This window comes from Paenibacillus polymyxa (assembly GCF_018614975.1).
GTDB classification, from domain to species: Bacteria; Bacillota; Bacilli; order Paenibacillales; family Paenibacillaceae; genus Paenibacillus; species Paenibacillus polymyxa_E.
The window spans coordinates 312,705-333,569 of the sequence record NZ_JAGGNR010000014.1 but is presented as its reverse complement, the minus strand read 5'-3'; the positions used below and the strand labels follow the sequence as shown (position 1 = coordinate 333,569).

Genomic DNA, 20,865 nt, shown 5'->3' with positions numbered 1-20,865 from the left:
TTTTTCTGAGTCTAACATATCGGCTTTAAGACCAGAATGCAACTGTTGCAAGTGCGACTAAAGTACCTATTGTGGCACCTGCCAGAACATCGGAAGGATAGTGTAATCCCAGATAAATTCGAGAGAATCCGACAATAAGGGCCACAGGCAACAATATTAGCAATAAGATCGGATCAGTGGTCATAAATGGAACTGTGACCGAAAAAATGGCAGTTGTGTGCCCTGAAGGAAACGAGTGATCCGTCAGGGGATTACGAAACGTAATTGTATCCGGCAAGGCCAGATAAGGTCGAATGCGGGGATACAATTTTTTCGCGATGGCTACAGGAATGTGGCTGACCGCAAGAGCGATGCAAGCCTGGAGTCCTGTTGTGCTCCATGGAGCTGGAGCGAGTAGCCAGATTAACAAGGATATTGCAATAGAAGAAGTTGCTCCACCCAGATGGGTGAAATAATACAGCCAAAAATTCATAAAACGATTATGAAGTCGGCCGTTGATCCACATAAAAACATTTCGATCATAATCTTGAAACTTTAAGAATAAACGGCTCATATTGGCCTCCTGCCAGTCAGGCCGCCCGTAATGGCGGCATTATTTCCGGTGATTTTCTGCATCCGGTAACGTCCTGATTAGTATATAACCGTTTTTCATGAACTTGAGGTTATTTCAGGTATATGTTTATCATATTTTTAAATGTTGTCCTTTTCAAGAAGAACCCATGTAAAGAACGTGAAATTCATGTTAAAGAGTGGATATATACCCATCTTAACTTTTTGACTTGGGTCAGCCAAAAAAGATACAATGATTCAACATGGCTGAAATGAGGTAAAAAAAATGTGAGTTTTGTTTCAAACTTTTTGAGGTCTGTTTACGTTATTTGTTATAGAGCCTCTGACGAAGAATAACATGCTGATGAAAAAAGCAGGGACTTTAGAAATAAAAATCAAGTAAACGGCTGAAAATAAGATATAACAGGCATGAATGAGAGGTTGTGGTATCATGAAGTGTCTATTCAGCGTTTAAAGATCACATTTCTGCTTCAGAAAGTGGGATTGGGGTTTTGACAAATGACTGAAAAGGATACAGAATCGATAAAGCAGCCAACTGATAGCAACCAAGCTTTGAAACATTGCCTGATATATTCACGTATTACACAAAAGAACAGGGTCATATTCTGCAGATCAAAAAAAAATAAATTGCAGAATCAGGAAGAGAAATGCTTGAGTAAACTGTGTTTTGAAAAAAAGGGGGTAACAGAGAACGATGTTGGACGCTATATTCGTCACGATGCAGGTCATTCTGGCACTGCTAGCCGTGTACCAATTCACGTTTTCGCTGTTCGGTCTGATTAAGAAAAAGAAAAAGAAACATTATCCGGCGACAAAATCATTCGCTGTACTCGTCGCAGCACACAATGAGGAACAAGTCATTGGTGCCTTGATGGAGAACTTGAAACAACTTGATTATCCGGAAGATCTGTACGATGTATTTGTCATCTGTGACAACTGTACGGATGGAACGGCTCAAATTGTCAGAGAGCATGGATTAAACGCCTGTGTACGTACCAACGCCGATTTAAGAGGTAAAGGGTATGCCATCGAATGGATGCTTAAGTACCTGTGGAAATTGCCACGTCAGTATGACGCAGTTGTTATGTTTGACGCGGATAACCTGGTTGACCGTAACTTCTTGCTTGAGATGAATGATGACTTGAACAATGGTTCGCGTGTTATCCAAGGATACATTGATACGAAAAATCCGGAGGATTCCTGGATTACTGCAGCTTACGGTGTTTCTTACTGGTACATCAACCGTTTGTGGCAGTTGTCTCGTCATAACTTGAATATGGCGAATTTCCTCGGAGGAACTGGAATGTGCTTTGAGACCAACCTGTTGAAGGAAATTGGCTGGGGTGCAACAAGTCTGGTTGAGGATCTGGAGTTTACGATGCGCAGTGTGCAACGTAATGTGTATCCTGTTTTCAACTATGACGCCAAAGTATTTGATGAGAAGCCATTAACATTCAAAGCTTCAGCGAGACAACGTCTGCGCTGGATGCAAGGTCACTTTACAGTTGCGCGTAGATACTTCTTCCCACTGCTCTGGCAGTCCATTAAGGAAAGAAGTCTTGTGAAATTTGACCTTGCTATCTATGGAGCCAATGTTTATGTGGTGTTGCTTACGTTCCTGATGACTGCTGTGATGTGGGTAGACATGGCTATATTCAGTGGTCCGCACATTGCTAATATCTATGGATACTTCCCGTTATGGGTTGGGTTCTTGGCTATTGGTTTGAATATTCTGACGTTCCTGTTGTCCATGGCGCTGGAGAAGGTTACCTTTGCCAAAGTTTATCTATATCTGATCTTGTTCCCGATCTATCTGCTGTCTTGGTACCCGATTACGTTCTACGCTTTCTTTACACAGAACAACAAACAGTGGAGCCACACTCAACATACACGTGTTGTACGGTTGGATGAGGTACAGAGCAAGCAAGGGTAAGGAACATGCATGCGATACTTTGTTGATATCTGATATCACAAATGTGTAATTCGCGAAAAAAATTGTGAAGAATGTTGACAATGTGTTTTGTGGATGGTATAGTATTTGAGTGCCTTAAAACGAATAGCAATGGAATCACAAGCAGAAGTCCGACTTCTCACCTGATCAACAAACATGTTGGCTGGTCAACGATCCCAATAATTTATGAAGTGTATACTCATGAAGAATTGTGTTGATTACAGGGATGTCGGTAGCTTAACCGGCATCCCTTTTATTTTTGTGTAATTGGATATTCAAAATGACCTGGAGGTGGACGATTATTAGTAAAGATCACATGATTAATGATGAGATTCGGGCGAAGGAAGTACGCCTTGTCGGAGCTGAAGGAGAACAAATTGGGATCACGCCTATTCGTGAAGCACTGCAAATGGCGATTGACCTGAATTTGGATCTGGTCAATGTAGCACCACAGGCTAAACCGCCGGTATGCCGCATTATGGACTATGGCAAATTCCGCTATGAGCAACAAAAGAAAGATAAAGAAGCCCGTAAGAACCAGAAAATTGTTGATATTAAAGAAGTATGGTTCCGTTCCAATATTGAGGAGCACGATTATCAAACGAAGCTTCGTAATGTAGTTAAGTTTTTGAACGAAGGCGACAAAGTGAAATGTTCTGTTCGTTATCGCGGACGTGAAATTGCACATGCCGCGATTGGTCAACGGATTTTGGAGCGCGTTAAGGTAGAAGTTGCAGAACTTTGTACTGTTGAACGTCAACCGAAATTGGAAGGCCGCAGTATGATCATGATTTTGGCTCCTAAAGCCTGATAACATTGGAGGAGGAAACACAAAATGCCTAAAATGAAAACACACAGCAGTTTGAAAGGACGCTTCAAAATTACCGGTTCCGGTAAGGTCCTTCGTTACAAAGCTCACAAAAACCACTTGCTTTCTCACAAATCCAAACGTGCTAAGCGCGTTCTGAACGGTAACCCAGTTATGGCTGCCGGGGATGTTAGACGTTTGAAACAAGGCTTGGCTAACTTGAAAGGCTAATTCTAATTAGTACATTCCGTATGGGGGATCGGCTACGGTCGTACACATACCACGGATACATTTATATTTATTTGGGAGGTTCTTTAATATGGCAAGAGTAAAAGGCGGTTTTGTAGTACGTCGTCGTCATAAAAAGGTTTTGAAACTGGCAAGAGGTTATTTCGGTTCCAAACACCGTATTTTTAAAACAGCTAACGAGCAAGTAATGAAATCCCTGGTATACGCATACCGTGACCGTCGCAACACGAAACGTAACTTCCGCAGACTGTGGATCGTTCGTATCAATGCTGCAGCACGTATGAATGGTTTGTCTTACAACAAACTGATCCATGGTTTGAAACTTGCTGGAGTAGACATGAACCGCAAAATGTTGGCTGATCTGGCCGTTAACGACATCAACGCGTTCAACTCTTTGGCTACTGTAGCTAAAGGCAAAATCAACGCTTAAATTGTATGATAGAAGCCGCCGTACCTATATGGCGGCTTTTTTACGGCTTGGAAGAATCCGAAGATGAACCTCTGAATGAGTAGAGCGAATAGGCTGTAGTCTGAAAGGGAACAATGAAACCAGATAACTGGTGAATAACGGTCCATAGTAATACATAAAATACGAACGGTGAAATAATACAAATGAAAACAGGTAAATTCCACTCATCACTAAAGTTCGCGATATGTTTTTGTTACATAACATCACATCGTTGTAACGTTAGTGTGTTAAAACGCTAAATTATTAAGCGTTTTCAATAAAAAAAGAACAAAAATATGTGATATTTGGTGATGAAACATCTGGATTTTAACACTGGTTGATTGTATAATCACCTCTAGTAGGCTAGTCCTAGATTTTTCTCTCCATGTCATAATGTTCGGTTTTTCGACAGATGATAGGATGCTACAAGGGTGAGAATGCGCTTTTAATGTCGAAGAAACCATACATTCTGCATAAAAGTCATTCCTGCGATCTGTTAACCGTTCAATTGTAGGCTGGATTGGAATGAGGGATATATCATTAAGGGGGAAAAAGAGAAATGAAAAAGATGCTTAGCTTGTCTTTGGTAATGTTGCTGGCGGTATCGGTTATGCTCGCAGGTTGCGGTAGCAAACCGAAAGAAGAAACAAATGCCGGAGGAGATACAGGTGGCACATCCACTGAAGCGAAATCCGATCTCAAAATCGGTATGGTTACTGACGTAGGTGGAGTTAATGACAAATCCTTTAACCAATCCGCTTGGGAAGCTCTGCAAGCGACTGAAACAGAAACAGGTACTGCTGTTAAATACCTGCAAAGTAAATCCGATGAAGAGTACATTCCTAACCTGAACGAATTCGTTAAAAATGGATATGATCTGACTTGGGGTATCGGTTATCAGTTGGAGAAAGCTATCAAAGCAGTAGCTGATCAGAATCCAGACTCCAAGCTTGCGATTATTGACAGTGTAGTTGATGCTCCAAATGTTAAGTCCGTAACTTTTGCTGAAGAAGAAGGTTCCTTCCTCGTAGGTGTAGTTGCAGGATTGACTACAAAAACGAACAAAATTGGTTTTGTAGGTGGAGCTGAAAGTACTCTCATCAAAAAATTTGAAGTAGGTTTCAGAGAAGGCGTTAAGGCTGTTAATCCGGATGCTCAATTTATTCCAAACTACACAGGTGCTTTTGATAAGCCTGACCTGGGTAAAGCAGCAGCTGCTACAATGTACAACCAAGGCGTAGACATTATCTTCCACGCTTCGGGTGCTACAGGTAATGGTGTGTTCAACGAAGCAATCGCTCGTAAGAAGCAAGGTCAAGATGTATGGGTTATCGGTGTTGACAAAGACCAATCTCTTGAGTTTGGTGATGAAGTAACATTGACTTCCATGATCAAAAAAGTTGACGAAGCTGTTAAACGCGTTAACAAAGAAGTAATTGATGGAACATTTAAAGGCGGTTCTGAGACTTTGACCTTGAAGGACAACGGTGTGGGTATTGCCGATACTTCGAAAGCTAATGTATCTGCTGAGACACTTGCTAAAGTAGAAGAGTACAAAGAAAAAATCATCAACGGCGAAATCAAAATTCCTACGGAGTAATTTTGATCTTAGTCGTAAATGAATAATTATTGGGGCCGGTCTTGACCGGCCTTATGATTGCAGGAACAGGAACATTTGATCAAGTCATCATAACAATTGTACAAGGTCACTGTGCACCAACGCTCCGGTAGGAGCTTTTCTTAAGATAATGGAATTGATATGTTCTTAATGAGCTGAACCATTCGATTATCGCAAGAAAAACTTCAGCTAAGCGCGGTCTGTCTTCTTCGAAAGTACGTCGATAGACGTTTTTTTTACGTTTGCGGAACCACACTATATCAGGTATAAGGGTGATTACATGGGTGCAGCAACCCCCGTCGTTGAGTTAAAACAAATTACGAAGCGTTTCCCAGGCATTGTTGCCAACGACGCCATCAGCCTTCAGCTTCGTAAAGGCGAGATCCATGCGCTACTGGGCGAAAACGGCGCTGGTAAGTCAACGTTGATGAATATTGTATTTGGTCTCTATCAGCCAGATGAAGGTTCCATTGAAGTGAATGGCAAGCCTGTCATCATCGACAGCCCTAACCGAGCGATCGATCTTGGCATAGGCATGGTGCATCAGCATTTTAAACTTGTACAGCCGTTCACGGTAACAGAGAACATTATTTTGGGATCTGAACCAACGAAGGGTCTCAATATTAACTATAAAAAAGCAGCCGCTGAAGTTCAGCGTCTTTCCGAACAGTATGGACTTAAGGTGAATCCTCATGCCAAAATTCATGATATTTCTGTCGGAATGCAGCAACGTGTAGAGATTGTTAAAACGTTGTATCGCGGTGCAGACATTCTGATTTTTGACGAGCCTACAGCCGTATTGACTCCTCAAGAGATCAAAGAACTGATGATCATCATGAAGAAGCTTGTAGCTGAAGGAAAGTCCATTATTTTGATCACGCACAAACTGAAAGAAATCATGGAAATCTCCGATACGGTAACGATTATCCGTCGGGGTAAAGTGATTGATTCGGTCAAAACTTCGGAAACGAATCCGAATGAGCTGGCAGAGAAAATGGTGGGGCGGAATGTCACATTCAAAGTGGACAAAAAACCGGCTACACCTGGGGCTAATGTGCTCGAAGTCAGTAAATTAACGGCGAAGAATAAAGAAGGTATTTCGGTTCTGAACCAACTTAACCTGAACGTACGTGCAGGAGAGATTGTCGGAATCGCAGGTGTGGATGGTAACGGTCAAAGTGAACTGATTGAAGCTCTTACCGGACTTCGTAAAGTAGAGAGCGGTTCGATTCTTTTGGAGGGCAAGGAGCTGTCCAATCATTCTCCGCGCCATATCTCGGAGTCGGGTGTAGCCCACATTCCGGAGGATCGACATAAACACGGACTTGTCCTTGATTTTTCAGTGAGTGAAAATATCGTTCTGGAATCGTATTATAAAGCACCATACACCCGTAAAGGGTTCCTTAACTTTGATGCGATCAAAAAGCAGGCGAAGCGTCTTGTTGAGGCATTTGACGTGCGTACACCAAGCATCGAGACCAAAGCTCGTTCCTTGTCCGGAGGAAACCAGCAGAAGGCCATTATCGCCCGTGAGGTGGATAAAAACCCTGAATTGCTTATTGCTGCTCAGCCAACCCGTGGTTTGGACGTAGGGGCTATTGAGTTCGTGCAAAAGCAACTGATTGCACAGCGCGATCAAGGTAAGGCTGTTCTGCTGATTTCATTTGAGCTTGATGAGATTATCAATGTATCTGACCGAATTGCTGTCATCTATGAAGGCCAGATCGTTGGCGAGGTGCTGCCGGAAGAAACCAATGACAGGGAGCTCGGCTTGATGATGGCGGGCAGCACCCAAAAGAGAGGTACTGCGCATGAATAACGTATTGAAATGGTTTACGCGAGATTCATTTATATTGCCTGTAGTCGCGATTATTATGGGACTTATTCTCGGTGGAGTTGTCATGCTGATCGGTGGTTACAATCCGATTGAAGCCTATGGCGCATTGTTCACCAAGGTATTTGGAGACATGTACAATTTTGGTGAAGCGGTACGGGAAATGACGCCACTGATCATGACAGGACTTGCATTTGCATTTGCTTCACGTGCAGGCTTGTTCAACATTGGGGGAGAAGGTCAATTTCTCGTCGGTATGACCGCTGCAACATTTGTAGGTGTTAAGTTTGCAGGTTTGCCGATCTACCTTCATGCGCCACTGGCTTTGATTGCCGGTGCATTGTTTGGTGGTCTTTGGGCTGCGATTGCTGGTTATCTGAAAGCAGCACGTGGGGTCAATGAAGTTATCAGTAGTATCATGCTAAACTGGATTGGTTTGTACTTGGCAAATCTGATCGTTCGTCAATTTCTCTTACTTCCAGGTGAGAATCGTTCGGCAGACATTAGTGAAACAGCATCCATAAGCTTGACATGGCTTTCTGAGTTAATGGGGAACTCACGTGTACATCTTGGTACATTAATTGCTTTAGTTATAGCATTACTGTTTTACATTTACATGTGGAAGACAAAACAAGGCTACGAAATTCGAGCTGTTGGTCTTAATCCCAATGCGGCTGAATATGCGGGTATGCATGTGAATCGTAATATTGTAAAAGCTATGTTCATTAGTGGTATGCTTGCAGGACTTGGTGGAGCCTTTCAGGTACTGGGTGTATTCCAGTATCAAACGTTGATGACAGGTTCACCAGGAACCGGGTTTGATGGTATAGCCGTAGCTCTCATCGGTCTAAATCATCCATTCGGTGTTCTCCTAGGAGCAGTTTTGTTTGGTACCCTCACGTATGGCTCTGCAGGAATGAGTTTTGCTGCGGATGTTCCGCCTGAGATTATTCGGATTGTGATCGGTTCGATTATCTTCTTCATTGCGGCACAAGGTATCGTACGCTGGATACTCAAACCGTTCTATTCGAAGCGCAAGAAAGAGAAGGTGTTGTAGATGGACTTGTTGACAATTGGGCAAATTATCAATACGACGCTTGTCTTTGCTACGGCATTGATTTTTGCATCACTCGGCGGAATTTTCTCGGAGAAATCAGGTGTAACCAACCTTGGACTTGAAGGTTTTATGGTTTTTGGTGCCTTTGCAGCCGGAATAGGAGCGCATTATGCTCAAGAAGCGGGCATGGGTGGAACAACATCAGCCTGGATGGGTGTTGTGCTAGCGATTATATTGGGAGTACTGGTATCACTTATCCATGCTGTTGCCTCAATTACATTTAAAGCAGATCAGATTATCAGTGGTATTGTGATTAACTTTTTGGCAGCGGGAAGTACGCTTTACTTAGTTAAGTTACTTTTTGAAGGGGCAGGAGATTCTCCTTTGGTACAAGGATTTAATAAGTTTAATGTACCGTTCTTGGAGAATATACCTCTATTAGGGGAAGCTTTCTTCAGAAATGTATATCCAACAACATATCTTGCGATCCTTTTTGTGTTTCTGACATATTATATCCTGTTCAAAACACCATTTGGTCTTCGTCTTCGTTCAGTGGGTGAACACCCAAGTGCAGCAGATACGGTTGGTGTCAAAGTGCTTCGTTATCGTTATATTGGAGTTATGATCAGTGGTGCGCTTGCGGCCATTGGTGGAGCTGCGATTACATTGACAACTACGGGTACATTTTCACACAATACGGTTTCCGGCCAAGGTTATATTGCCATTGCAGCAATGATTTTTGGTAAATGGAATCCAATCGGTGCATTCGGTGCTGCTGTATTTTTCGGTTTCTCACAAGCGATTAGAAACTATGTACAAATGTTTGAATGGACCCAAAGTATTCCCCAGGAAATTATCTATATGCTGCCGTATATGTTGACACTTATCGTTCTCGTTGCTGCAGTAGGACGTTCTTCGGCTCCGTCTGCACTTGGCGAAGCATATGATCCGGGTAAAAGGTAAACTTATAACATATCAATTTACTATCCAAAAGCTTGATAAAAGGGTCCGCCTTGTGCGGGCCTTTTTTGTTTCCTTGAGCGTTGCCAAGCCACTTTTTCACGTTTACTTTGGTTCTCGTGCAGATACCCATATTTTCAGGTAGGGACAAAGAAACAGGCGAATTCAGTGATGGACGAATACACTGTTTTGAACGATCCGAGGAGGAGGGGTAAGTATGAAACAACAAGTTACGCGTGATGAAGCGATGAAATTAATAGGCAAAAATATTGTTGCAATCAAAAAAGACGGCACTCGGGTTACGGGAAAGCTGTTGAAAGTATCGGGCAACAAACTGGTACTGAAGCGTCTAAATGGCAAAAAAGTACGTACAAAAGCGATTCTGCCACTGGTATTGTTTGACCTGCTCGCTATTGCCACACTGCCTTATGCTTATGGAGCTGGTCCCGGCTTCGGTCCAGGGTTTGGACCTGGACCAAAACCGGGACCAGGATATGGTCCAGGCTACGGACCGGGATATGGACCTGGAGGACCTGGTGGCGGTTTTGGCCCGGGACCTGGATTCGGTCCTTATGGTCCGGGCCCACGTCCACCAGGATTTTTCTAGGACATTCTATAATGTTTTTTCCAATTCGTAGCAGCGGCTGATCATGATGTATCGAATCGCGCTGTATCCATTTTTTTGATAAAACTGAAGCCCTTTGGTATTGCCTTCATCCACCATGACCTTCGATCTTTTACAACCCCGGGATGCCGCAAAGCTCTCTGCTTTGAGCAACAAAGTTTGCCCGTATCGTTTGCGTTGCTCTTTGGGACTAACGGCCATCATATCGACATAGAGCAGTTCCCCATGCATGAGAAAATGGATGAATGCCACAGCAGCTTTATCTGGCTCCGGCGAGACAACAAAGGTCATGCCCCTGTTCATTCGCAGGGGTATTTCTTTGCGGATTTTATTAATTTCTTTCTCACTCATGTGAGAGAGAGGCACAAGTTGAGTGTCAATCAGCTTCATGATGGCGCCATCATCCAGCTTGGATGTGCGTTGCCGAATCACCATGCGGAGCCTCCTTTCAGGACCAGTCGTGCTGCTCGTATATCCTATGCCCGAAGCAAGATAAAAGGTGACTGAATGAAGCGCTGGGATTAGGGCAACCTTAAAGGTTGAAGAGAGAGGAAGGAAGGTATTCTGAATTTTTATGCAAAACAGGTATTGACTTATCGGTTGGAGGAATCATATAATGTTCCTAACATTTAACGAGAATATTTCATCGGCTATGAAGAGGACGAAGTTTTAAGGGCTCTTTTGCTCAGAGAGTGGCTGGAATTGCTGAAACCACCACCATTATCCCTTATATACGAGCTCACCTCGGAGCTGTTTTCCTGAAAAGCACTGGATGTCACTCCTTTCGCGTATTAGGGAAAATCGTATGTCTGCGTTACAGACAACAGGTATGGGAAACGACTATGTTCGTTTGAGCTATTCGTTTTGTTGTACCTGGTAAGGTCCGTTATTGCGAAATTTCGGGCAAAGTTGGGTGGTACCACGGAAGCGATAACCTTTCGTCCCTCGCAAGCATGAACTTGTTTGCAGGGATGGAAGGTTTTTTTTGTAACTTTAAATGTCAGAATGGTGTAAATTTCGAGAGGAGGATGACTGATGGGAGCTCAAATTCCAGAAGTGCGGTCAACAGATGAATTACGTGAAAAATGGATGAAGCCGGAGGTCATTAGCGGATCCGAAATTCTGCTGAGAAGTTTGTTACTTGAAGGTGTCGAGTGCGTATTTGGTTACCCGGGCGGCGCAGTGTTGTACATTTACGATGCGATGTATGGTTTCGAGGATTTCAAACACGTTCTCACTCGTCACGAACAAGGTGCAATACATGCAGCTGACGGATATGCACGTGCAAGCGGCAAAGTTGGTGTCTGCATCGCTACTTCCGGACCAGGAGCAACGAATCTGGTTACGGGTATTGCAACAGCGTATATGGATTCAGTACCACTCGTAGTCATTACGGGGAACGTTATTTCAAGCCTGATCGGTTCAGATGCTTTCCAGGAAGCGGATATTACCGGGATTACAATGCCAATCACCAAACACAGTTACCTGGTGAAAGATGTAAAAGATCTGTCCAGTGTAATCCATGAGGCATTCCATATTGCCAATACCGGTCGTAAAGGTCCTGTACTGATCGACATCCCGAAAGATGTATCAGCGAACAAAACATTGTTTGAACCAACAACTGAACCTGTTATATTGAGAGGGTACAATCCACGGACAGTACCAAACAAACTGCAGGTTGACCGTTTGGCCCAAGCCATTCAGGAAGCAGAACGTCCAATGATTCTGGCTGGTGGCGGTGTGGTATACTCGGGAGGACATGAAGAACTGTTCGAGTTTGTTGAGAAGACAGGCATTCCAATTACGACCACTCTTCTTGGTCTAGGCGCATTCCCAAGCGGTCATGAATTATGGACGGGTATGCCAGGTATGCACGGAACGTACACTTCCAATCAGGCTATTCAAAAAGCGGACCTGCTGATTAATATCGGTGCACGATTCGATGATCGGGTAACAGGCAAGCTGGATGGATTCGCTCCACATGCCAAAATCGTTCATATCGATATTGATCCGGCTGAGATTGGTAAAAACATTGCAACCGATATTCCAATCGTTGGTGATGTGAAGACGGTACTGGAAATAGCCAACAAAGAAGTTGGACGTGCAGAGCGTGCAGATGCATGGAGAGACCAGATCAAACAGTGGAAACAAGAGAAACCTTATAGCTACACGGATTCAGACGAAGTGCTGAAACCCCAGTGGGTTGTTGAAATGCTGAATGATACAACCAAAGGTGAAGCGATTGTAACTACGGATGTGGGACAACATCAGATGTGGGCAGCACAATATTATAAATTTAATCAACCGCGTTCTTGGGTAACTTCGGGTGGTCTCGGAACGATGGGCTTTGGATTCCCTTCTGCTATTGGTGCTCAGATGGCTAATCCGGATAGACTCGTTATCTCCATTAACGGTGACGGCGGAATGCAGATGTGTTCCCAAGAACTCGCGATCTGTGCCATTAACAATATACCGGTAAAAATTGTGATCATTAACAATCAGGTACTGGGCATGGTGCGTCAATGGCAGGAGCTCATCTATGATAACCGTTACAGTCACATTGATCTGGCAGGAAGTCCGGACTTTGTTAAACTGGCTGAAGCGTATGGCGTTAAAGGGCTGCGAGCAACGAATAAGGAAGAAGCAGAGCGCGCTTGGCAGGAAGCCTTGAATACACCGGGACCGGTCGTTGTTGAATTCGTAGTACGCAAGGAAGAAAATGTATATCCAATGGTTCCGCAAGGAGCGACAATTGATCAAATGCTGATGGGGGATGCTGACGAATGATAAGACATACGATCTCGATACTGGTAAACGATCAGCCTGGCGTCCTTCAGCGGGTATCAGGGTTGTTCGGTCGACGCGGATTTAACATTGAGAGTATTACCGTAGGTCAATCGGAAGAACCTGGACTCTCCCGGATGGTTATTGTCACCATTGGTGACGATAAAACGCTGGAGCAGATTGAGAAACAATTGTACAAAATCATCGATGTCATTAAAGTGGTTGATTTCAGCCTGAAACCGATGGTAGCCCGTGAACTTGCCCTGATCAAAGTGAAAGCAGAGCCTTCCGAGCGTCCTGAGATTCTGGGTGTGGTAGAAACATTCCGCGCATCTGTTGTAGATGTTGGTCCAGGCAGCCTGATTGTGCAGGTAGTCGGAGATACGGACAAAATCGATGCTATGATTGAATTGCTCAAGCCATATGGCATTCGCGAATTGTCCCGTACAGGCATAACTGCATTGGTACGCGGCAACGTATAAAGCTATAATGAATGAAGAGGGACGACGGTTAGCTAACATATACAGTTGATCTTATGTGAGAGTGTCAGTCCCTTAACAGTTGTAATGTAACATTTTAGTGATGTAACGCTTGAAAATATAGCTACATTCCCGCATTAATGGGCGGGTGTCTGAACGGATCGGATCAGACCAGAGAGGCTTTTGACACTCCAAGCGAGTCGGTCCCTTGAGACACCCGCTCATTAATGAAGGGTTCTTTACAATACAAAGGAGGACTTATAAACATGCCAGTAACTACTTATTATGAACAGGATGCAGAGCTTAACGTATTGAAAGGAAAAACGATCGCGGTAATCGGTTATGGTAGCCAGGGCCACGCCCAAGCTCAAAACCTTCGTGATAGCGGATTGAACGTAGTCATCGGACTTCGTGAAGGTAAATCCTTCGACACTGCAAAAAATGACGGATTTGAAGTTCTGTCCCCGGCTGAAGCAACAAGCCGCGCAGATGTAGTTCAAATCTTGCTGCCAGACGAAACTCAAGCTTCTGTATACAAAAACGAAATCGAACCAAACCTGAAAGAAGGCGCTGCATTGCTCTTCTCACATGGTTTCAACGTTCATTTCGGTCAAATCGTTGCTCCAAAAAACAGCGATGTATTGCTGGTAGCTCCTAAGTCTCCTGGTCACATGGTACGTCGTACTTATGTGGAAGGTTTTGGTGTACCGGGCCTGATCGCGATTGAGCAAGATGCAACGGGTAAAGCAAAAGAAATCGGTTTGGCTTATGCTAAAGGTATCGGTTGTACACGTGCAGGGGTTATCGAAACTTCCTTCCGTGAAGAAACAGAAACAGATCTGTTCGGTGAGCAAGCTGTTCTGTGTGGTGGCGTGAGTGCATTGGTAAAAGCTGGTTTCGAAACATTGACAGAAGCGGGTTACGCTCCTGAAATGGCATACTTCGAATGTCTGCACGAACTGAAGCTGATCGTTGACATGATGTATGAAGGCGGACTTTCAAGCATGCGTGATTCCATCAGTAATACAGCTGAGTACGGTGACTATGTAACTGGACCTCGCGTGGTAACTGAAGATACGAAGAAAGCAATGAAAGAAGTGCTGACGGATATCCAACAAGGTAAATTCGCACGCGACTTCATTCTGGAAAACCAATCCGGCCGTGCATTCTTGACAGCAACTCGTCGTAACGAAGCTGAACACCCAATCGAAGTGGTTGGCGGACAATTGCGTGAGATGATGCACTGGATCAAGAAGTAAGCATTAACTTCTTGAGCGTGCACTTTAAGGTAATCAAGTAAACTTAGAGCTTTAACTGGGAATAGCGGCCGTGCTTATGCGTGAGCCGCTATTGCTGGTTCAGAGAAACATATAATAACAAGTACAGGAGGTGCGAAGCGTGCGTAAAATCTATGTATTTGACACAACGCTGCGTGATGGAGAACAATCCCCGGGAGTCAATCTGAACACTCGTGAAAAGGTGGAAATTGCCCATCAGCTCGAGCGGCTTGGCATTGACCGGATGGAAGCGGGGTTCCCGGCGGCATCTCCAGGTGACCTGGCAGCTGTCAATGCAGTAGCAAATGCGGTCAAAAATGTGACCGTAATTGGCTTGTCCCGTTCCAGAGAGCAAGACATTGATGCGGTTAAGGAAGCACTTAAAGGTGCGCAGGACCCGTGTATACACGTTTTCCTGGCAACTTCGCCTATTCACCGCCAACATAAATTGCGCATGGACAAAGCGCAGGTACTGGATACAGCTCGTTCCGCGATTCGTTATGCCAAGAAAACATTCTCGAAGATTGAATTCTCACTTGAGGATGCAGGTCGTACCGAGTATGATTTCCTCGTGGAAATGGTGAATATGGCTGTTGAAGAAGGTGCAGCCGTTGTGAATATTCCGGATACGGTTGGCTACCTGAGCCCATATGAATACGGAAACATTTTCAAACATCTCAAAGAGAATGTACACGGCATTGAAAAGGTACAACTGAGTGCACACTGTCATAATGACTTGGGTATGGCGACGGCCAATACACTTGCAGCCATTCTCAACGGAGCCGATCAGATCGAAGGTACGATCAATGGCATTGGTGAACGTGCCGGGAACACGGCGATCGAGGAAATCGCTATGGCACTGGAGACACGTCAGGAATTTTTCCAGGCGAAAACATCGCTGCAGTTGTCTGAGATTGCACGGACCAGTCGTTTGGTTAGCCGTTTGACAGGTATGGTTGTGCCTGGAAACAAAGCCATTGTTGGGGCAAATGCCTTCGCACATGAATCTGGCATTCATCAGGATGGCATGTTGAAGGAAAAAACAACATATGAGATTATGACTCCAGAGTCCATCGGTCTGAAAGAAAGCAAACTTGTACTGGGTAAACATTCTGGTCGACATGCTTTCCGTGAGCGGTTGATTGATTTGGGGTATGAGCTGGAAGAAGAAGCATTGAATCGGGCTTTCGCCCAGTTCAAAGAACTGGCTGATAAGAAAAAAGAAGTGACTGACGAAGATCTGCTTGCCGTAATTGAAGAGAAATTGCAGGATGCACCTGAGGTGTACAAACTGGAATCGATCTTCGTAACGTACGGAGATGAATCGGTACCAACGGCCAAAGTCCGCATTGCAACGCTTGATGGGGATACGCTTGAGAAGCAAGCAGAGGGTAATGGATCGGTAGATGCAATCTACAATGCGATTGACCAAGTGAGTGGGGAAGACGTAACGTTGTCTGACTACTCCATCAAATCGGTAACGCATGGTAAGGATGCATTGGGTGAAGTACATGTTGTGCTGACTCAGAATCAGGTTTCGGTACAAGGACGTGGCGTAAGCACAGATATATTGGGTGCAAGTGCACGTGCCTATGTGGACGGTCTGAATCAATTGATTGAGAAGCGCAAGACATATACGAACCGTGTAAACGTTAACCTGTAGAGTCTGGTGCAAGAAGTACGCACCCTTTATTAAACTGAACTTTAAGCTGGACGCATGTACGCTGCCAGGAAGATATATCTTGATTTGAATTGATATCGTAGATCGTTCGGCTTGCTTTGTTACGTTCAGTGAGGGACGCAAAGAGTCTGACTCTCCTGTGGAGGGTCAGACTCCTTTGCTTGCATTTATATGATTATGGCAGTGAAACACAATACATTTTCTACGCTTACCTATTGCATTGGCTTACGCCATCAAGCTATTACCACGCGTATGCATTAGGTGCATGTCCACCTGGGCCCGGGAAAATCTCATCCAGACGTTTGAGCACGGTTTCATCCAAAGTTACGTCCAGACATTTGAGTGCGGTCTCAAACTGCTCCAGCGTACGCGGTCCAATAATCGGGGCGGTCACTGCCGGATTGGCTGCAACCCAGGCCAAAGCTACCGTATCCTGTGGTTCACCGAGATCACGACACAGTGCGGCAAATTCTTCAAGCTGAGTTTGTTGCTGCTCGATCCGTCCAGCGATGCCTCCGCTGCGTGTTCCTTCCAGCTTTTGCAGAGCGTTGCGTCCCAGTAATCCACCATCCAGTGGACTCCATGGAATGACGCCGAGGCCCAGCTCTTTGGCAGCGGGCAATACTTCCAACTCAGGCAAACGACAGTTAAGGCTGTATTTATGTTGTTCGGAAACCAGGCCGAGGAAATGACGATTCTTGGCTTCGCTTTGAGCAATTGCAATCTGCCATGCGGCAAAGTTACTCGATCCTACATAACCGATTTTACCCTGATGAACGGCATTCTCGAACGAACCCCACAGCTCGTCCCACGATATGGCAGGGTCCACATGATGCATCTGGTACAGCTCGATATGATCGGTCTGTAAGCGGCGGAGGGAACCCTCCAGATGCCGTCTGATTTTGTAGGCAGAGAGGCCGGCTTCGTTGTTGGGGCCGTCTGTATCATCATGCATGGAGCCATAGACTTTGGTGGCCAGAACTACTTTTTCGCGTCTGCCACCACCCTGGTTGAACCAGCGTCCGATAATTTCTTCGGTAAGGCCGGAATTTTCACCCCAGCCGTAGATGTTAGCGGTATCAAAAAAATTCACGCCTGCATCAAGTGCTGCGTCCATAATGCGGAAAGCTTCTTTTTCATCTGTAGCAGGCCCAAAATTCATGGTTCCGAGACAGATTCGGCTGACCTTAAGGCCTGATTTACCCAAATACGAATATTGCATGTTGCTTATCCCTCCTGCGTACCTGATTTGAATTCAGCTATATTTTAACCCAGCCGGGAGGTCAGAACAACTTGGAAAGACTAATGTCTATTGGCTTATAGGTAAAATCTATTAAAGTCATAGATTGTATATCTTGGTCAAATGACCTTGGAATATGATACAAAAGAGATAGATAATATGAGACGTTACTTTTATGAATAATTAATGAATGAAATATAAGGAGTGGACAACCCAATGGCAGACGTGAAAAAGATTGCAGTTATTGCCGGTGACGGAATCGGCCCTGAAGTCGTAGCTGAGGCTGAGAAAGTGCTTAAACGTACAGAGGAAGTATTCGGTTATCGTTTTGAGACAGAGCATGCGTTGTTTGGCGGAATCGCGATTGATGAGAAGGGTACACCTCTTCCTGAAGAAACACTGAACGTATGTAAAAGTGCAGATGCAGTCCTGCTTGGAGCGGTTGGCGGTCCGAAATGGGATAACAACAGCAAGGAGCTTCGTCCGGAAACAGGCCTGCTGGGTATTCGCAAAGCGCTCGGATTGTTCTCCAACCTGCGTCCGGCTGTTGTATTTGATTGCCTGAAAGATGCTTCAACTCTGAAGCCTGAAGTACTGGAAGGTACAGATCTGATGGTGGTACGTGAGCTGACAGGTGGTATCTACTTCGGAGAGAAGTTCAGACGTGAAAGTGCACAGGGCGAAGAGGCTGTGGATACATGTGCATATAATGTAACAGAAGTGGAGCGGATCGTTCGTCAGGCATTCGAAATTGCGCAAGGACGTCGCAAAAAGCTGGCTTCTGTAGACAAAGCTAACGTATTGGAAACTTCCCGTCTCTGGCGTGAAGTCGTGAACCGGGTAGCACCGGATTATCCCGATGTTGAACTGGAGCATGTGCTGGTAGACAACTGCGCGATGCAATTGCTGCGTCGTCCAGCAAGCTTTGATGTTATCGTAACGGAAAACATGTTCGGAGATATCTTGAGTGATGAAGCAGCGATGTTGACAGGCTCCATCGGTATGCTCGCATCTGCATCACTGGGAGAGGGCAGCTTTGGACTCTATGAGCCGGTACACGGTTCTGCACCGGATATCGCAGGTCAAGGCCTCGCTAATCCGATAGCAACCATTCTCTCTTTGGCGTTGATGTTCCGCACAACCTTTGGTTATGCAGAAGGTGCGGATGCCATTGAAGCAGCTGTGTCGGATGTATTGAACGCAGGACACCGCACGAGTGATATTGCTGTAGACAAGAGCACAGCGATCAGCACGACCGAAATGGGCGATTTGATCGTGGCGGCTATTCAGAAACAAGCGTAATTATATTTCCAACTACAGGCAGCCCTTTGTTTCCAGTTATGGAATGTACAGAGGGCTGTTTCTTTATCATTATTTGCCACGAAAGATCCTTATTTATAATTATTATAAAAAAATAATGTTTATAATCTTGACTTTGGGAAGTCCGGATGATAACATTTTACTTGTACTTGTTATCAAGTATCAAATCATTTTAATTACAGGAAAAGCGTTCTCGTTTTTCTTGATGATGAGCAATCCGCAAGGATGCTTACATAATCCCAAAGGAGGAATTTTTAGTTATGGCAGAACGTTTGGTAGGTAGACCAGCACCGGATTTCGCAATGGAAACAGTATCAGGAGACGGACAAGATTTTGGTTCCGTTAAACTGTCCGATTATCGTGGCAAATGGCTTGTATTCTTCTTTTATCCTTTGGACTTCACATTTGTGTGCCCAACTGAAATTACAGCTTTGAGCGTTGCTTCCGAGCAATTCAAAGCTTTGGATACAGAAATTCTTGGCGTGAGCGTAGACTCCGTACACAGCCACAAAGCATGGATCAACACACCTGTAGACAGCAATGGTCTGGGTCAATTGAACTTCCCGCTGGCTTCTGACATCACGAAGCAAGTGGCTAAAGATTACGGCGTTCTGATCGAAGAAGAAGGCGTAGCATTGCGCGGTCTGTTCATCATCGATCCAGAAGGCGAATTGAAATATCAAGTGGTTAACCACAACGATGTAGGCCGTAGTGTTGAAGAAACACTTCGCGTACTGCAAGCACTGCAATCTGGCGGATTGTGTGCAATGAACTGGAAACCAGGCGACACTAACCTGTAAGCCAGGTTAACTTGAACGGTTTTTGTTCAAGCCCTCATCCCGTTAGGGATTGAGGGCTTTTTGCACCCTTTTGCCGAAAATTATAACGAAGTTAATCAAAAGTGTTTGAACAAGCAGCTAAGCGTGTTAATAATAGAAAGTCTTCTTTTTATCTGCTGAAAGAGGAATTGATGGCCTTTAAGGCGAATAGGGTATGGAAACCCGGTAAATATTCCGGTGCTCTGCATTTATAATATGTACATGAATGTGATACACTGATGGAACTATTCCTTTTCGGAAGTGCTGGAAGTGTACGGGATGACATTTTAACAAAAAAGTCCCGGCACGTAATAAGGAGGGTGAACAAAAATGAGTTACTGTTGTGGGGCAAGTATGGTTGGAACGAAGGGCACGCTGAAGCATTACCGCACCCAGGTTCATAATGTTCCCCTGCTGTTTTGTCCGGTGTGTCACCGGGTTGAGGTGCATTATAAAGTGGAAAATGAATATGAAATTCTGGCTGAATATGCGCATGGAGACGGTGCATCCGAGATCGATTTTCAAGATTATGTAACAGAAGATGAGGATGCCATTTTCGAAAACTGTGTAAACCGTGAGAGCGAGGATGCCATGGTCATTGTGCAGCGCCAGATTGATATGGCTCTGGATTTGCTCAGGCTCGCGAAGGAAACAAAAGACGAGAAGTGGGAAAGCGAACTTAAACGTCGATTAGCTGTGATGAGTCAGCGCAGACTGAAAATTCAGCATAATAAGACCGGACTATAGATGATCTCGGATATATCACAAATTAAAGATATTAAAAACGAAGCTGATTTGCCTATGGGGTGAAACGGCTTCGTTTTTGTGTGTTGTTCTGGAACTAATTCGAGGTTTTTTTTAAAATAATTTCCATTCGACACTTTCTCCGATTGACTCTCTTCTATAAACTTGTCTATGATAAAAACAGACTTGCAAAAGAGGCGGAGCAAAAAATGTTCGTGTTTGGGAATAGGTGAAGGTCAGAATGGAACAAACGTATATGATTTTCCGGATCGACTGTTGGTTACCGGGAATAGACCAGCTTGAGTTCCGGCCATGCCATCCATATTTTCGGCTCAGCCCCCCAACGAAAGGGCACCGGTAATGAACAATAAAATCGGCCCTTCCTGTTTCTGTGATGATATG

At 44.6% G+C, this 20,865-nt stretch carries 19 protein-coding genes; 16 read left to right on the top strand and 3 right to left on the bottom strand.

The annotated features are described in order from the left end of the window. Positions 1-25: 25 nt before the first annotated feature. Positions 26-553, bottom strand: coding sequence for a phosphatase PAP2 family protein (locus J7E78_RS14660; protein ID WP_017689668.1), 528 nt, complete (start codon positions 551-553; stop codon positions 26-28). 711 nt (positions 554-1,264) lie between these two features. On the opposite strand from J7E78_RS14660, the gene J7E78_RS14655 reads away from it, so the two are divergent. The 9 genes from J7E78_RS14655 (at position 1,265) to J7E78_RS14615 (ending at position 10,102) form a co-directional block, all read left to right on the top strand. Beyond that, positions 1,265-2,503, top strand: a complete 1,239-nt coding sequence (locus tag J7E78_RS14655; protein ID WP_215076984.1) for a glycosyltransferase family 2 protein — start codon at positions 1,265-1,267, stop codon at positions 2,501-2,503. 334 nt (positions 2,504-2,837) lie between these two features. Further along, positions 2,838-3,332 (top strand): translation initiation factor IF-3, encoded by a 495-nt coding sequence (infC, locus tag J7E78_RS14650; RefSeq protein ID WP_017689666.1) that lies wholly within the window; start codon positions 2,838-2,840, stop codon positions 3,330-3,332. A 24-nt stretch (positions 3,333-3,356) separates the two neighbouring features. After that, complete coding sequence (rpmI, locus tag J7E78_RS14645) at positions 3,357-3,560, top strand: 50S ribosomal protein L35 (RefSeq protein WP_017689665.1); 204 nt, start codon at positions 3,357-3,359, stop codon at positions 3,558-3,560. A gap of 88 nt (positions 3,561-3,648) precedes the next feature. Further along, on the top strand, positions 3,649-4,008 hold the full coding sequence (gene rplT, locus J7E78_RS14640) for a 50S ribosomal protein L20 (protein ID WP_017689664.1): 360 nt from the start codon (positions 3,649-3,651) through the stop codon (positions 4,006-4,008). Between the two features lie 577 nt (positions 4,009-4,585). Beyond that, positions 4,586-5,626, top strand: a complete 1,041-nt coding sequence (locus tag J7E78_RS14635) for a BMP family lipoprotein (RefSeq protein WP_215076983.1) — start codon at positions 4,586-4,588, stop codon at positions 5,624-5,626. A gap of 298 nt (positions 5,627-5,924) precedes the next feature. After that, positions 5,925-7,463, top strand: a complete 1,539-nt coding sequence (locus J7E78_RS14630) for an ABC transporter ATP-binding protein (protein WP_215076982.1) — start codon at positions 5,925-5,927, stop codon at positions 7,461-7,463. Next, on the top strand, positions 7,456-8,535 hold the full coding sequence (locus J7E78_RS14625; RefSeq protein WP_215076981.1) for an ABC transporter permease: 1,080 nt from the start codon (positions 7,456-7,458) through the stop codon (positions 8,533-8,535). The genes J7E78_RS14630 and J7E78_RS14625 overlap by 8 nt, the downstream gene beginning before the upstream one ends. After that, positions 8,536-9,498, top strand: a complete 963-nt coding sequence (locus tag J7E78_RS14620; RefSeq protein WP_215076980.1) for an ABC transporter permease — start codon at positions 8,536-8,538, stop codon at positions 9,496-9,498. It abuts the gene before it with no gap. A 214-nt stretch (positions 9,499-9,712) separates the two neighbouring features. Beyond that, complete coding sequence (locus tag J7E78_RS14615; protein ID WP_215076979.1) at positions 9,713-10,102, top strand: hypothetical protein; 390 nt, start codon at positions 9,713-9,715, stop codon at positions 10,100-10,102. Between the two features lie 6 nt (positions 10,103-10,108). Here the strand turns inward: J7E78_RS14615 and J7E78_RS14610 are convergent, their stop codons facing one another. Further along, positions 10,109-10,552, bottom strand: a complete 444-nt coding sequence (locus J7E78_RS14610) for a GNAT family N-acetyltransferase (RefSeq protein ID WP_397330577.1) — start codon at positions 10,550-10,552, stop codon at positions 10,109-10,111. A gap of 603 nt (positions 10,553-11,155) precedes the next feature. Between J7E78_RS14610 and ilvB the strand changes: the two genes are divergently transcribed. The 4 genes from ilvB (at position 11,156) to J7E78_RS14590 (ending at position 16,323) form a co-directional block, all read left to right on the top strand. Further along, positions 11,156-12,907 (top strand): biosynthetic-type acetolactate synthase large subunit, encoded by a 1,752-nt coding sequence (gene ilvB / locus J7E78_RS14605; RefSeq protein WP_215076977.1) that lies wholly within the window; start codon positions 11,156-11,158, stop codon positions 12,905-12,907. Further along, positions 12,904-13,386 (top strand): acetolactate synthase small subunit, encoded by a 483-nt coding sequence (ilvN, locus tag J7E78_RS14600; RefSeq protein ID WP_024628317.1) that lies wholly within the window; start codon positions 12,904-12,906, stop codon positions 13,384-13,386. Before ilvB ends, ilvN begins: the two co-directional genes overlap by 4 nt. 263 nt (positions 13,387-13,649) lie before the next feature. Further along, on the top strand, positions 13,650-14,642 hold the full coding sequence (ilvC, locus tag J7E78_RS14595) for a ketol-acid reductoisomerase (RefSeq protein ID WP_036669754.1): 993 nt from the start codon (positions 13,650-13,652) through the stop codon (positions 14,640-14,642). Positions 14,643-14,781: 139 nt separating this feature from the next. After that, positions 14,782-16,323: a 2-isopropylmalate synthase gene (locus J7E78_RS14590; RefSeq protein WP_215076976.1), complete on the top strand. Its 1,542-nt coding sequence runs from the start codon at positions 14,782-14,784 to the stop codon at positions 16,321-16,323. 259 nt (positions 16,324-16,582) lie between these two features. Here J7E78_RS14590 and J7E78_RS14585 read toward each other — a convergent pair whose 3' ends face one another. Beyond that, on the bottom strand, positions 16,583-17,563 hold the full coding sequence (locus tag J7E78_RS14585) for an aldo/keto reductase (RefSeq protein ID WP_215076975.1): 981 nt from the start codon (positions 17,561-17,563) through the stop codon (positions 16,583-16,585). Between the two features lie 234 nt (positions 17,564-17,797). Here J7E78_RS14585 and leuB point away from each other — a divergent pair, with 234 nt between their 5' ends. From leuB to J7E78_RS14570, 3 genes are all read left to right on the top strand, one after another. Further along, positions 17,798-18,883 (top strand): 3-isopropylmalate dehydrogenase, encoded by a 1,086-nt coding sequence (gene leuB, locus J7E78_RS14580; protein ID WP_215076974.1) that lies wholly within the window; start codon positions 17,798-17,800, stop codon positions 18,881-18,883. A gap of 278 nt (positions 18,884-19,161) precedes the next feature. Next, a complete protein-coding gene (locus J7E78_RS14575) occupies positions 19,162-19,701 on the top strand; it encodes a peroxiredoxin (protein ID WP_036610146.1) in 540 nt (179 codons plus the stop codon). A gap of 348 nt (positions 19,702-20,049) precedes the next feature. Then, complete coding sequence (locus J7E78_RS14570; RefSeq protein WP_017689649.1) at positions 20,050-20,466, top strand: hypothetical protein; 417 nt, start codon at positions 20,050-20,052, stop codon at positions 20,464-20,466. Positions 20,467-20,865 lie beyond the last annotated feature (399 nt).